Raw genomic sequence first — 14,269 nt, 5'->3', positions numbered from 1 at the left:
AAGGCACACGGCTGTACCGCGTTGATGTCAAGAAAATAGGTATGTTGGCGGCATGCCGTCGGCGCAATGTCGGCGTTACTTTCTAAAAACGACTTTTACAAGTTCGTGGGCAGTAGAATAAACGGCCTTTTATCCCGAAAATGTTGCAGTTACGCCCATATTTCATTGCATGTGCAAGGACGAAACAGAGGCAGTGGCGGCTGTGTCCTCAACATTTCGTGATAAGTAAACATACGCCACTGGGTCTATTGCCACGTCGCATTATTTCTAGACCATTCCTATCGAACAAGCAAGTCCGTGGCTTTTGATCATCTTACATACGCATTTGGAAGAGGCAGATCACCTGTTGTGCCGAATTGTCGGATGAGGGTGCCTGCGGCTGAGCGCTGGATGTACCACGTCGAGGTCGAAGGCCTAAATACACCAGCATCCTGTTTGCCGTCGCCGTCGTAGTCGCCTGCAACTGGTAGGTCGGATGAAATACCAAAGGTGAAAGCGTAGTAGGTCTGATTTTCACTCCTTAATACAAACCATTGCCCTGTCGAAGGCCGCCAAATAGTTATATCGGCCTTACCGTCACCGGTAAAATCGCCGCCCTGTACGGTCTTATCGGTCGAGGCTCCGAATTGATACGCGACAGTACCAAGCGACGAACGCTGAAGCCACCACTGTCCGACACTTGGCCGGTAGATTGCGCGATCCCAGATACCATCGCCGTCATAGTCCGCAGCAACTGGAACATCGCCGCTTGATCCAAATTGCTGGATAGACGTGCCGCCGGTTGAGCGACTAATATACCATGTTGAGTTTGATGGGCGAAATACAGCCGCGTCAACCTTTGCATCGCTGTCGAAGTAGCCCGGAACGGGCACATCGCCGCTAGTACCAAAGGGGAAGGCGTAGTATGAGAAATCTTCGCTCCTAAGAACGTACCATTGTCCCGTATAGGGTCGGAAGATTGCAAAATCACTCTTACCGTCACCGGTAAAGTCCCCGGGTGTAACTCTATCAGTTGATGCACCAAATGTGACCGCTCCGTTGGTGCCGTTACTACTGCGCAGCCACCACCATTGGCCGTTCGACGGTCGAAAGATGGAAAGGTCCGAGATATTGTCGCCGTCAAAATCGCACAATTTCCTCGATTGTGTGGTCGATGATCCGGCCTGGTTGACTGTGAATGTTTGGCCGGCGATCGTGATCGTTCCTAATCGATTCACTCCGGTGCTGTTTGCAGCGACGAAATAGCCAACTGTTCCGGGGCCGACGCCACTCGAGCCGCCGGTGACGGTGATCCAGCTTGAGCCCCCGCCCGATGGTGTGTATGAGAAGGAATCAATGCCGATGTAATTTGAGTTATCTCCGTTCGGCCCTCCATTCTCGACGAAGTACCGGAAGGCCAGTCGGCCATAGGTTTGGCCTGAAAGCCCAGACATTGTAACCGTATATTGTGTCCAAACTTCCGGATAACCACCGACGGTGTAGGTTGGGTTAATATCCGTAATAAGCCCAGTGAAGTCTCCGACGCTCGCTGAGCCGGTTCCGACATTCGTACTTGAACCGTTCAATGACAGCCTGACCTGCAGGCGGTCGGGGAACTGATTCCCGGTTACCGTTCGGGTCCAAAACCGGATCACATCGCCGTTGTTGAATCCAATTGTTGGTGTCAGTAGCCATTCGCTGATCGTGTTTACGCCTGTAGTCGCGTTGAAGTTAGCACCGATATAAGAATCGGCGTTCCCGCTTTGAGATGTGAAGACGGTTGTATTCCCCTGGAACCAACTGGTCGAGCCGACCGGTACGCTGTTGTTCTGTGTGTACCAACCGCTGCCGGGGAGCGTTGCTATATTTGCAAAATCTTCAGAAAATGCGGCTGTCATCAGTGAGTTTTCGCTATAGGCCGCATCGTCGTTTCTCGGGTTTCCATCAGCAACTGCACTGTCGGAAAAATTGTTCGAGACGGCTGTCCATGGGCATCCTGCTGGTGCCGTAACGTTTACGCCGCCCGAACCGCCGCCCGACGAAAAGTTCACGCTTGGCGGATAAATTGAATATGTGCACGCCACATCATCGTCAATGATAGTCAGAACCGCCGTACTCGGAGTTCCAAGCGTGGCCCCGCCCGTCGGATTGCTGAGGGCGATATTTACAGTCTCATTTCCTTCGACTGCGGTGTCGTTGATTACGGGGATGTTAAAAGTTTTGGTGGTTTCACTTACGGCGAAGCTCAATGTTCCGCTCACGGCTGTATAGTCCGAGCCGGCAGTTGCGGTGCCATTCGACGTTGCGTAATTTACGCCGACGGCACTCGTACCACCCGTTCTTGTTACGGTTATCGTTGCATAACCGTCTCCCTCACCCACGTTGTAGGCGGTTGAGCTGAACTGTATGGAACTTTGTGTCCCGACAAGCCAACCAATTTGGTCTCTTGAATATGCGCATAAGGTGTCGGAGTTCGATTTCATCATACAGGCGACGGACTGCGAATTACAGTACTCGCAATTTCCGTTCAGGATCGTTGGTCGCGGGCCGCCTGACGCGCAGGCTCCGCACGATGTACACCCGCCGTAACCAGGCTGGTAATACTCATCACAAGCCCAGAAGTCGTGCCCAGTCTCGTGCGAAAAGACCATTCCAAAATTATTCTCGCCCCAGCCGTCATTGTTAAATAGCATTTGAATGTAAGGACCGCCCATCCACGTAAATGCAAAATGACCGTCAGTAAACGTTGAGGGGGCTGGTGACGGGTTGTAGCCGATGATCACCGAGTAGGCCCAGTCTGACGAATAGGTATTTCTTAGTGCTGTATTGAACGCAGAAAATCTGGTAAAGTTGTTGCCCGATGTAAATCCCAGGTTCGCCATCACTTGGGTTGCCCACTGGACGTTGTCCCCAGACGGATGCAAGATGGGTTCATAACCGATTTGGGTGGCGGGATGTGTTGCACCATACAGTACAGGGGTAAAAGTTAAGCTATATCCGTAAATAGCCGCCTTATTTGCCCACCACGTAAATCCTGACAATGCCCTATTAAAAGTATTCTGCTGATCTACCGACGTCCATGTGTAAACATTTGCGTCGATTGAGCCAGTGCTTTCAAGAAAAAATAGTGCAACAGCGACAGTCCCTGTCATTGCATCGCTATTGCCCAGCGAGGGAGACATTACCTTTCCAGCAAGGTTGGCGTGATAGTCATCGATGTCGATCTCAGGATGCGGAAAACCATCGCCGGATAGCGGATCGCCGGTAATTTGCCGCGCTTTTTCGATCTCACGGCCAAGGCGGCCAGATACCGCCTCGTTAAAATATCGAGCCGTCGCAATCGTAGTTTCATCTTTCACCGGCAGCGCAGAAAGATCGATCTCACTAAACGAGATCGATCTAATTCCGCTCTTGCCGGCGAGCTCATTGGCAAGCGAGGCATCGACCCAACCGATCATCAAATGATCGATCAGTATCGCAATATTCGCTCCATGCGTTTTTGCAAATTCAAACGAGCGCAAAGCATCTTTGCGGCCACTTGAATCAAGAATAAATATCGCAAGACCCTGTTGCCAATCACCACTTTGCGAGGGGCTGTGAACATGTTCAGCTCCTTCATAGTAAGACTTGAACGGTTCAAAGCCATTCGTCAGGCTGCAGTAGCTTCCAATCCAATTGCTGCTTTGTTGGTTAGCGGATGCGGTCTCGGTAACCGCAACGAAAATAAGTGCAATAGCCATTGAAAGAAATATCGATCGAGTGGGTTTCGTCTGCATAAAATTCTCCAATTGCCGGTCACGCAAAGATATGGTGAGGCTGAAAGTTGTCAATAAAATTGTGCTTCAAAGTATTCTAGAATAAATCTTAAAAATTACAAGCAAAAATTTTTGATACGAACGGCATTCGGTTTTCTTACTCCGAAACGTGCTTCGAGAACACATACCGCTGCTGGTGAAGATACATGTTCGACATTGGCGGGACTTCGGTCGCGCTGAACGAGAACGAGGGATGTTTCAGCGCTCGGTTCTTACGAACAACGCACGTATTGTTCGAAGGTGTTTATTTGACGGGACCGTCGCTACCAGTGAGGTCGTCGGCAACTGTCTCATGGGTCGGTATGCGGAGCCGCGGCATAGTACCGGATCACATGATCGTTCGCCAAATGCCCGAAGCGGACAGTCTTGAGGCCGCTACGGTTACCTAAAACGACTGGGTGGAAAAGTGTGATGCGGTACTATCGAGCGGCGCGTCTTGCTTTCTGCGGCTAACTCTTTCAAAATGTGAGCAAGGAGTTTTAACCATGGGCGATGCCGAAAATGCTGCTATCTCACGCACGCGTTGCAGTGAAATAATGACAAAAAATGTCGTTACCGCATCGAGCGCGGCTACGCTTCGCGAGGTTTCGGCAATGATGCGCGACGGCGACATGGGCACCGTGCCGGTCGTTGACGCCGGGCGTCTCGTCGGCCTTGTTACCGACCGCGACATCGTCGTACGTGCGGTCGCAGAAGGGCGTTCGCCTGATTCACCGATAGACGGTGTGATGACATCGGAGATCTACACGGTTGCGCCGGATGATTTTGTATTTCAGGCAGTCAGATTGATGGGCGACAAGCAGGTCAGGCGCGTGCCGGTTACAAATGCCGACGGTACCTTGGCCGGCATTATCGCTCTCGCGGATGTTGCACTCGGAACCGAAGACGAACGCGAGATCGCCGAGACCATCGAAGAGATATCGAGCGGCGCATCTTTCTGGGGCAGAACATAGAATGCACGGCCCTTTAGCCGTATATTGCAGTTTCAGGATCGCTTAGGATCGACCGTGATCCGATACCACAATGGCAAGATCGATAAATCGGCACTTTCAGTTCATCGGCACATCAAAGAATGTGGGCAGCGGCAAGCTCTGGTATCCGGCCGCTGACGTCTATCAAACCCCCGAGGGATGGGTCGTCAAGGTCGAGCTTGCGGGTGTCTCACCCGAGGATATCGAGCTTGATATCCAAGGCAATGTGCTTTATATCGCAGGCTCGCGAAAGGACCGTTCGTGCGGCGCCGGCGCGTCGTATCAGCAGATGGAGATCACGTACAGCAACTTTGAAAAGACGCTGCATTTTCCCGCCGCCATTGAGGGTGCTCAGATAGAGCATCAATTCGAGAATGGCCTGCTGATCATCCACTTGAGGAAACAAGCGGCAAACAAGAACGCCGCGTAACACACCGCGTCCAACGCCGCTGCCGCTCTTCTGCCGACCGAAGCGACAGGAATGGAATTGACGCAAGCAAAGATCGATTATGTCCGATAAAGAGACCACGCAAAAGGCCGATGATGTTCAGGCATCGGTGCCCGATAAGCTTGAACTGCCCGTTCTGCCGCTTCAGAATACGACACTCTTCCCGGAAACCGTCGTGCCGCTCGCCGTCGGCCGCGAACGTTCGGTACGCGCGACCGAGCAGGCACTTGCGACGGAAGAAAAGCTGCTGGCCTGTATCACCACGCGGACCGAAAATGTCAACGGTGATGATGCCGCACCCGGCGACCTGTATAAGATCGGCACTGTGGTCAACATAAAGCGGATGATGCGCAATGACGATGTGATGCAGCTCATCGTGCAGGGCGTCCATCGCTTTGAGATCGTCGAGTGGCTCACGGAGCAGCCTTATCTGAAAGCGCGGGTCGTGATGCTGCCGCAGCTTCGCCGTGTTGACGATGAAGAGGTCGAGGCACTTAAACGTAATATACAGAGCATGATACAGGAAGCTCTCGCTTTGCTTCCGAACGTGCCGCCTGAGATAAGGATGGCCGTGATGTCACAGGAAGATCCTGTGCAGCTCGCATATTTTCTTGCCTCAGTACTCGATCTCGGCACCGAGACCGAGCAGAAAATGCTCGAGTCTTCGACCGTTGACGGGCTTTTGACGCTGACGCATGCCGCGCTTGCGCGTGAGCTTGAGATCATGCAGATCCGCTCGAAGATCGCAACCGAAGCACAGGTCGAAATGGACAAGTCGCAGCGTGATTATGTGCTGCGGCAGCAGATGAAGGCGATCCAAAAGGAACTCGGCGAGGACGAGGGTGAAAAAGCTGAAGCTGAACAGCTTCGCGAGCGTCTCGAAAAGGCTGACCTGCCCGACGATGTCCGCAAAGAAGCCGAACGCGAACTTAAGCGAATGGAGGCATTGCCGCAGTCGGCACCGGATTACCACGTTATCCGCACTTATCTCGAATACATCCTTGAATTGCCGTGGCGTAAGTCGAGTGAAGAAAAACTCGACCTTGCCGAAGCGCGAAAGGTACTCGACGAGGATCATTTCGGCCTCGAGGACATAAAGGAACGCATCCTGGAATCGCTAGCCGTCGTAAAGATGCGGCCCGACAGTAAGTCGCCCATCATTCTTTTTGTCGGCCCGCCCGGAGTCGGCAAGACGTCGCTCGGGCGTTCGATAGCGCGGGCGTTGGGACGCGAATTCGACCGCATGAGCCTCGGCGGTATGCGCGATGAAGCAGAGCTTCGCGGTCATCGCCGAACGTACATCGGGGCGATGCCCGGCCGTATCATTCAGTCGCTGCGGCGTGTCGGCGTCAATAATCCGGTGATGATGCTTGATGAGATCGATAAGCTCGGCAACGATTTTCGAGGCGATCCGGCGTCCGCACTGCTCGAGATACTTGACCCGGCTCAGAACAACACATTCCGCGACAATTATCTGGATCTGCCTTTCGATCTCTCAAAGGTTTTCTTTATCGCTACTGCGAATCAGCTCGGGCCGATCCCGATGCCGCTTCGCGACCGTATGGAGATCATTCAGCTCGCCGGCTACAGCGACCGCGAAAAGCTGGGCATCGCCAAGCAATACCTCTTGCCGCGTCAGATCACGGAGAACGGCCTCACGCCGGAGCTGTTCGATATTACGGATGACGCGATACTGCTGCTTGCAACGCGCTACACGCGCGAGGCGGGCGTAAGACAGTTGGAGCGCGCGATCGGCAATCTTGCACGCAAGGTTACGCTGAAGGTAGCCGAAGGGCACACGGAAAAGGTAGTCATCGGCAAGGATGATATCAAGGGCTATCTCGGGCCGCCGAAGGTCTTTCCCGAAGAGGCGCGCAGCGAGCTGCCCGCAGGCGTTGCAACTGGAATGGCGTGGACCGAAATGGGCGGCGAAGTGCTGTTTATCGAGGCAACTCTCTTGCCGGGCGGAGGAGGCCTTACGCTTACGGGGCAGTTGGGCGATGTTATGAAGGAATCCGCACAGGCGGCACGAAGCTATCTATGGTCGCATGCTGCGGAATTCGGCATTGACCCCGAGCTTATAAAGAAGAACGGCGTTCATTTGCACGTTCCGGCCGGTGCGATACCGAAAGACGGCCCTTCGGCGGGCGTTACGATGGCATCGGCGCTCGCATCGCTCTATACGGGCCGCCGAGTCCGTCACGATACGGCAATGACGGGCGAGATAACGCTGTCCGGACTGGTGTTCCCGGTCGGCGGCATAAAGGACAAGGTGTTGGCGGCGCACCGTGCGGGTATTCGCCGCATCGTTCTGCCCGACCGCAACGAAGCCGATATAGAAGAGATACCTGAGGACGTGCGGAAAGAGCTGACCATCGTGCCTTGCGCATGGATCAGCGAGGTGCTGAATGCCACGCTCGAAAAGGACATTACCGACCCGCCAAAGGTCGTGCCGCCTGAGGAGCATCCGCCGGAACAAGGGAGTGTCCATATCTGATAATTGCGAAAGAGGCTGCCGAAGATGACAGCCTCTTTGCTTTTGTTCCGGTTGTAAAGCCGTTACTTTGCTCCGCCGGTCGCGAGCTTTCCGATAAGCGAGAAGAGCGGCAGGTACATCGAGATGACGATCGAGCCGATCGTTATACCGAGGAATGCGATGAGCACAGGTTCCATCAAACCGAGCAGGTCGGCGATCGCCGTATCGACCTCTTCTTCGTAGAAGTCGGCGATCTTTCCGAGCATCGCATCAAGGGCGCCGGTCTGTTCGCCGACGCCGATCATCTGGCCGACCATGTGCGGGAACACTTCGGTAGCCTTTAGCGGATCGACGAAATTCTCACCGCGTTCGACGCCGGCACGCACCTTTAGGATCGCATCCTCGATAATGACGTTGCCGGCCGTTTTTGCCGTGATATCAAGCGACTGCAGGATCGGTACGCCGGATGAAAGCAGCGTCGAAAGTATCCGTGAGAAACGAGCTACCGCGACCTTTCGCAGGATGCTGCCGATGATCGGGGCCTTCAGCAGAAGGGCATCGATCTGCCAGCGGCCCTTTGGCGTCTTGTAGTAATAACTAATGCCAACGGATGCGGCGATTATCGCGACAAGCGAGGTCAAGCCGCCCCAACCTGCGAGGAAGCTACTGATTGCCATCACGATACGCGTCGGCAGCGGAAGCTGTTCGCCGGGGCCTAAAAGGCCGAGAAATATCTGCTGGAACTGCGGGATGACGACGATCATAATGATCGCGATCGCACCGATAGCAACAAGGATGACAGCGGCCGGATAGATCGAAGCCGACACGATGCTGCGCTTCAGTTTGACGACCTTTTCGATCAAGGTGGCAAGGCGTTGGAGGATCAGATCGAGCACACCGCCCGTTTCGCCGGCCTCGACCATGTGAGTGAAGAGCTTATCAAAGACCTTCGGATGTTTGTCGAGGGCCGCGTAAAGCGTCGAGCCTTCCTCAACACTTTGCCGCACATCACGGAGAATGTCCTTAAAGAATGCATTCTGCTGCTGCTCGGCAAGGATATCGAGGCACTGCACGAGCGGCAGGCCCGCATCGATCATCACCGAGAACTGTCGTGTAAAGACCGCAAGCTCGTGCGCCTTGACCTTCTTGCGTCGGCCGAGCTTTGGTATGGATATCTCGCGGCCTTTTTCTGAGGCCTGCGTCATAACGATCTGTTCACGACGCAGCAATGCGCGCAGTTCATCCTGCGTCGCTGCTTCGCGCTCACCGCTGACGAGTTCATTCAAGCGGTTTCTTCCCTTAAAAACGTATGTAGCCATTTCTTGCGTCTGCTCCTTTCGGTAGGTAGAAAAAGGTCAGTCTTTACTAACGGGTGTTCGGCCTTTGGCCGATAGGGCGGCCTTGTGCGTAGGGGCTTGCATGGCCGCTTGCAGTGCCGTTCGTTCCGGTGCGGGTGCCTGCAACGCCCGGACGGACGCCGCCTCCGTAGGAAGTGTTCAGCCCGCTGCCGCGCTCGATCAGCTCCTTGAGTTCGTCCGCGTTCGATGTCCGCTGCATCGCCGTCTCGATCGTTATCGTCCGGCTGTGAACAAGCGATGCCAGGGCCTGATTGAAGGTCTGCATCCCGAACTTATCCTGTCCGGTCTGCATCATCGAATATATCTGGTGGATCTTGTCCTCTCGGATGAGGTTTCGGATAGCGGCATTCGGGATAAGTATCTCCAACGCCATACAGCGTCCGTCGCCGGAGGCTTTCGGCAGGAGCGATTGGCAAAGGATACCTTCGAGTACAAGCGAGAGCTGTGTCCGGACCTGTGCCTGCTGGCCCGCGGGGAATACGTCGATGATACGGTTGATCGTCGAGTATGCGGAGTTGGTGTGAAGCGTTGCGAAGGTCAGGTGGCCCGTTTCGGCGATACGAAGTGCCATCTCGATGGTTTCGAGGTCACGCATTTCGCCGACGAGCACGACGTCAGGGTCTTGCCGAAGCGCCGTGCGAAGGGCATCCGCAAAGCTGTGTGTGTCGGCTGCGACCTCACGTTGATTGACGACGCAGTTCTTGTGGCTGTGAAGGAATTCGATCGGATCCTCGATCGTCAGAATGTGGTCATGGCGATCGATATTGATCTTATCGATCATAGAGGCGAGGGTCGTTGATTTACCCGATCCGGTCGGGCCGGTTACGAGAACGAGGCCGCGGGGCTTTTTGCAGAGGTCGGAGACCACTTGCGGCAGGCCGAGAGCGTCGAAGGTCTTTATCTCATAAGGGATCGCTCGGAATACCGCACCGACCGCACCTTTTTGATTGAAAAGATTGGCACGAAATCGCGACATACCTTTCAAACCGAACGAAAAGTCCAGTTCGAGGTTCTCTTCGAAGCGGTGCTTCTGCGCATCCGTCAGTACGCTGTAGGCGAGACGCTTGGTATCTGAAGCACTCAGCGGTGCAAAGCCCGCGAGTGCCGACAGATGCCCGTGAATACGTACCTGCGGAGCTGAATTCGTCGAAAGGTGGAGGTCGGAGCCGCCCGCGTCCGTCATCTTGCGGAGAAGGTCGGGCAATGTAACCTGAGACTCGACAGATGCCTGATTCTCGTAACTCATAATGCTTGATTATTCCCTTGTTGATGCACGCTGAACACCCCGAACCCGATTCTGGAGCGAGTCGATGACCTTTTCCGATTCGGCGGCAAGACGCTCTTCCTGATCGACAGGCGAGTTCGTCGCAACACTGTAAATGCGGCCGTCAACCTCGGTGAAATAGTACATACGCGATTCGATCTGGCCGCTGCGGTTCTGCGATTGGGCGACAACAACATAGACCTGGCGTCCGCCGATCTCTTTCTGATAGTCGTTGACCACCCAGCCGTTCTCTTGGATCATCTTGTTGATCACATCGCGGCGAAGGGCCGTCGTCGCAACACCGCCGACCGCCTTTTGCCTTGGCGTGTTGACGCTTTCGCCGGTGGCCGGGCCGATGACGGAGATCGAGGCATTGCCGACCTGCGAGCCGGCCGAATCCTCCACACGGAATCGGAGCTCCGCAGGAGATGACGAGGAAGCGGTCCAGCCCTCAGGAGCACTCTTTCCGTTCGGCAGCTTTGCCGTCTTTGCAGCCTTCGGCGGCTTTGTGGACCTCGTCTCGGGACGGTTCGATGCCGCTGCGGCGCGTGCAAGGCGAAGCTGTCGCAGACGCAGCGCTCTGGCTTTCTTCCTTGCAGCGGCGCGCTTCCGCTGTTTGGCACGGTACTGACGCCACCATGCCTTTGAATATTTGCGGTATCTCTTAACCTTGCGATGCTTCTTGTGCTTTCGCGGCCCCGCCTCAACATTGTCGGTTGAGAGCGGTACGATCACTCCGATGCCGACAAGCAGTGCCATTGATAATGCGATAGCTCTTACTAACATATTGCCTCCGTGGCCCTCTGCTAGAGGACCGTTTCTTTCACCACCTCTTCTATGGTCGTGATGCCTTGGCGTATCTTGTGCAGGCCTGATTCGCGAAGGGTGATCATTCCCAGTTCAATTGCCTTTCTCCGCAGTTCCATCGCGCTTGCGCCGATGATGATGAGTTCACGAAGCTCGTCATTGATCTCCATGACCTCGTAGAGTCCGACACGGCCTTTGTAGCCGGTGTTGTTGCACGTGGCGCAGCCCTTGCCGCGAAAGATCTCGAGTGTCGATGTCTCTTCTGGGCTGAAACCGATCTCAACAAGTCCTTCTTCCGGAACGTTGACCGCTTCTTTACAGTTGCCGCAAATGCGTCGGATAAGTCTTTGCGCCTGAATGATATTGACCGATGTCGCCACAAGGAACGGCTCGATGCCCATATTTACGAGACGCGAAACCGTCGAAGGAGCATCGTTCGTATGCAGCGTCGATAGTACAAGGTGGCCGGTCAAAGCGGCCTTGATGGCGATCTCAGCCGTTTCAAAGTCTCGGATCTCGCCGACGAGGACGATGTTCGGGTCCTGACGCAGGAAGGATCGAAGGGCGGCGGCAAAATTCAGGCCGATCTGCTCCTTCATCTGCACCTGATTGATGCCGGTGAGGTTGAACTCGACCGGATCCTCCGCCGTCATAATGTTCGTCTCGGGCGTATTCAGTGACTGAAGTGCCGAGTACAGCGTGTTCGTTTTGCCCGAACCGGTCGGGCCTGTAACGAGCACCATTCCGTAGGGATTCGCGATCGCCCGCTTGAATTTTTCGAGGCTCTCTTCCTCAAAGCCGAGCTTGGTCATGTCAAGCATCAGCTTGTCCTTGTCGAGCAGACGAAGCACGACCTTCTCGCCGAAAAGCGTCGGCAGGCTGGATACGCGGAAGTCGAGCTCGCGGGAGCGGTTATCGACCTTGACCTTGATCTTGATGCGTCCGTCCTGCGGCAGGCGCTTTTCCGAGATATCAAGCTTGGCCATGATCTTGAGACGCGATATAAGCGGGTCGCGGATCTTGAGCGGCGGGTGCATCACGTCGTACAAGACGCCGTCGATACGGAAGCGGATGCGGAAGTCCTTCTCGTACGGCTCGACGTGTATGTCCGATGCGCCGCGGCGAAGGCTGTCAACCAGCAGGACGTTGACAAGCCGAACGACCGGAGCATCTTCACTTGCCCGTGCGAGAGCTGCGAGATCGATCTCGTCGTTCTCTTCGACGACCTCGAGGTCTTCGCCCTCTGCGGCATCGAATTCAAAACGGTCAAGCGATACGTCAAGATCGTCCGATGTAAGCCGCTGCGGGCCGGCATCGGCCGTACCATTGGCCTTGCCGTGAACGGCCTTTTTGCCGTTGCCGTTCGTTGCCGGAGCGGCTGCTAGCGTTTCGGCCTCCATGGCAAAGGCGGCGTCAAAGATATCGATCTCGTTCGAGCCGACATAGTATTTGCCGATGGCAAGCTGAATCGCCGATTCGGCCGCGATCACAGGCTCAACATTAAATCCGGTCATGAATTTAATGTCGTCCATCGCAAAGACGTTCGTCGGATCGGCCATCGCGAGCGTCAGCGTGGCGCCGACCTTCGAGACCGGAAGTACCGAGTATTTAAGAGCGACCTCGTGAGATATGAGCTTAATAACGTCCTGCCCGATCTGGAAAAGCTCGAGATTGATCGACGGCACACCGTATTGACGCGAGAGAACCGCCGTTACAACATCGTCGGAAACGATGCCGAGCCTTACAAGGTTGGAACCGAGCCGTCCGCCGTGGGCCCGCTGATACTCTAACGCCTCGCGCAATTGCTCCGAGGTTATCAGATTCTCACGGATAAGTATTTCGCCAAGTTTTGCAGACATCTGGATGCGAAGTTCGAGCGGCCAATCGACATCTATTTGGGGGTAAACAGCGCGAGTATGATCCGGTCAAAAAATTTTTGAGAGGCACTAGACCAACGATGACAAACATCGTTGATACTTGATAATACATTGTTTTCTTTTTGGAAGTCAACAACTTGTTTTCGCAAAATGAGAGAAACTTTTCTTTCAAATTGACAGCGAGTTGGTCAGATAGACCGAGAAACAAAAAAGGGCCGCCGACGCGGCCCTGCAAAGGACGATCGGATAGGCTTATTGCGGCTGCGCCGGCGTCTTCTTGAGTTGAGTGATGAAGGAGCGGACCGCAGTTGCCTCGGGAACCGAGGGAAATATCCGCAGGAATTCTTCGTAAACAGCGATCGCATCATCGGGCCGCTGAAGGCGTTCGTAGATCAGCCCGACGATCTGATAAATGACGATGGCGTCAGGTGCGCCCGAAAGCTGCTTGAGTGCCGAGCGCAGGTACTTTGCGCTTTCGGCGTAATTTGCCGCTTCTTCGCTGAACTCGCCGGTACCGCCGGCGAACTCCGCACGGTCTTTGTACAAAAGTCCAAGTCCGGTAAGCGCTTCGGGCTGAAAACCTTTGCCTTCGGCAACGGCACGTTTGAAAGCGGCGATCGCCTTTTGTTCTTCGCCCATTTCCTTGAGGATGCGGCCCTCGACGGCAGTTGCTTCCGCATAGCCCGGGCGCAGTTTGCGTGCCGAGTTGATCGAGCGCAGGGCATCATCGAGGTCGCCCATATCGGTTTGCATCCTTGCCATTGCAAGAAATGCTTCGGGGAACTTGGGCCTTGCCGCTATGGCACGTTCATAAGCCGCGACCGCCTTTTCACGATCAACGAGCGTCAGCCGCTCGGCCTCTTGGAACGCAAGCTCCGCCGGATCGTCCGTTTTCTTCAATGTGATATTGATGGTGCCTTTTTGTGCAGCTCCGAGCGGCTGCTCGATCTGGCTGAATCCGTCGGCACGGACGCGGATCGTGTGAACCCCGGCAGAAACGGTCGAGATCGTGATCGTTCCATCCTTTGCTGTTCTGCCGAATAGAACGCCGTCGACCCAAACCGCCGCTCCCGGTTCGCTTTTGACAGTAATTGAACGAAAAGCCGCAGGGGCACGCTGCGCCGGTATGCTGAGTGCCGCAAACACAAGCAGCATAAAGGCAAATATCGAAAGGTCAGTGAACTTACGCATCTTCATAAGCGAACACCATGTGTCCCATAGGACTGTGCGAACGCCCGTCCGCGTTGCCTGCAAGACGTTTCGGATATCATAGC

10 protein-coding genes are annotated in these 14,269 nt (G+C 54.8%); 4 read left to right on the top strand and 6 right to left on the bottom strand.

Annotated elements, in window-relative coordinates:
- Window positions 1–308: 308 nt before the first annotated feature.
- Window positions 309–3,719 (bottom strand): hypothetical protein, encoded by a 3,411-nt coding sequence (locus tag HS105_12210; protein ID MBE7517349.1) that lies wholly within the window; start codon window positions 3,717–3,719, stop codon window positions 309–311.
- A 221-nt stretch (window positions 3,720–3,940) separates the two neighbouring features.
- On the opposite strand from HS105_12210, the gene HS105_12205 reads away from it, so the two are divergent.
- The 4 genes from HS105_12205 (at window position 3,941) to lon (ending at window position 7,710) form a co-directional block, all read left to right on the top strand.
- A complete protein-coding gene (locus tag HS105_12205; GenBank protein ID MBE7517348.1) occupies window positions 3,941–4,183 on the top strand; it encodes a hypothetical protein in 243 nt (80 codons plus the stop codon).
- A 147-nt stretch (window positions 4,184–4,330) separates the two neighbouring features.
- Window positions 4,331–4,747, top strand: a complete 417-nt coding sequence (locus HS105_12200) for a CBS domain-containing protein (GenBank protein ID MBE7517347.1) — start codon at window positions 4,331–4,333, stop codon at window positions 4,745–4,747.
- A 70-nt stretch (window positions 4,748–4,817) separates the two neighbouring features.
- Window positions 4,818–5,195: an Hsp20/alpha crystallin family protein gene (locus tag HS105_12195; GenBank protein ID MBE7517346.1), complete on the top strand. Its 378-nt coding sequence runs from the start codon at window positions 4,818–4,820 to the stop codon at window positions 5,193–5,195.
- A 79-nt stretch (window positions 5,196–5,274) separates the two neighbouring features.
- Window positions 5,275–7,710 carry an endopeptidase La gene (gene lon / locus HS105_12190; GenBank protein ID MBE7517345.1) on the top strand — a complete coding sequence of 812 codons (2,436 nt, stop codon included), beginning with the start codon at window positions 5,275–5,277 and terminating at the stop codon, window positions 7,708–7,710.
- Between the two features lie 62 nt (window positions 7,711–7,772).
- Here lon and HS105_12185 read toward each other — a convergent pair whose 3' ends face one another.
- The 5 genes from HS105_12185 to HS105_12165 form a co-directional block, all read right to left on the bottom strand.
- Window positions 7,773–9,008, bottom strand: coding sequence for a type II secretion system F family protein (locus HS105_12185; GenBank protein ID MBE7517344.1), 1,236 nt, complete (start codon window positions 9,006–9,008; stop codon window positions 7,773–7,775).
- Window positions 9,009–9,054: 46 nt separating this feature from the next.
- Window positions 9,055–10,293: a type IV pilus twitching motility protein PilT gene (locus tag HS105_12180; GenBank protein MBE7517343.1), complete on the bottom strand. Its 1,239-nt coding sequence runs from the start codon at window positions 10,291–10,293 to the stop codon at window positions 9,055–9,057.
- A gap of 9 nt (window positions 10,294–10,302) precedes the next feature.
- The gene (locus HS105_12175; GenBank protein ID MBE7517342.1) at window positions 10,303–11,097 is read right to left on the bottom strand and encodes a hypothetical protein; all 795 of its coding nucleotides are present in this window, start codon (window positions 11,095–11,097) and stop codon (window positions 10,303–10,305) included.
- 20 nt (window positions 11,098–11,117) lie between these two features.
- Complete coding sequence (gene pilB, locus HS105_12170) at window positions 11,118–12,977, bottom strand: type IV-A pilus assembly ATPase PilB (GenBank protein ID MBE7517341.1); 1,860 nt, start codon at window positions 12,975–12,977, stop codon at window positions 11,118–11,120.
- Between the two features lie 270 nt (window positions 12,978–13,247).
- Window positions 13,248–14,192, bottom strand: coding sequence for a tetratricopeptide repeat protein (locus HS105_12165; protein MBE7517340.1), 945 nt, complete (start codon window positions 14,190–14,192; stop codon window positions 13,248–13,250).
- Between the last annotated feature and the right edge of the window lie 77 nt (window positions 14,193–14,269).

Origin of the sequence: Chloracidobacterium sp. (assembly GCA_015075585.1) — a bacterium.
In the GTDB taxonomy this organism is placed as follows: Bacteria; Acidobacteriota; Blastocatellia; order Pyrinomonadales; family Pyrinomonadaceae; genus OLB17.
This window is presented reverse-complemented; position numbering and strand designations above follow the sequence as displayed.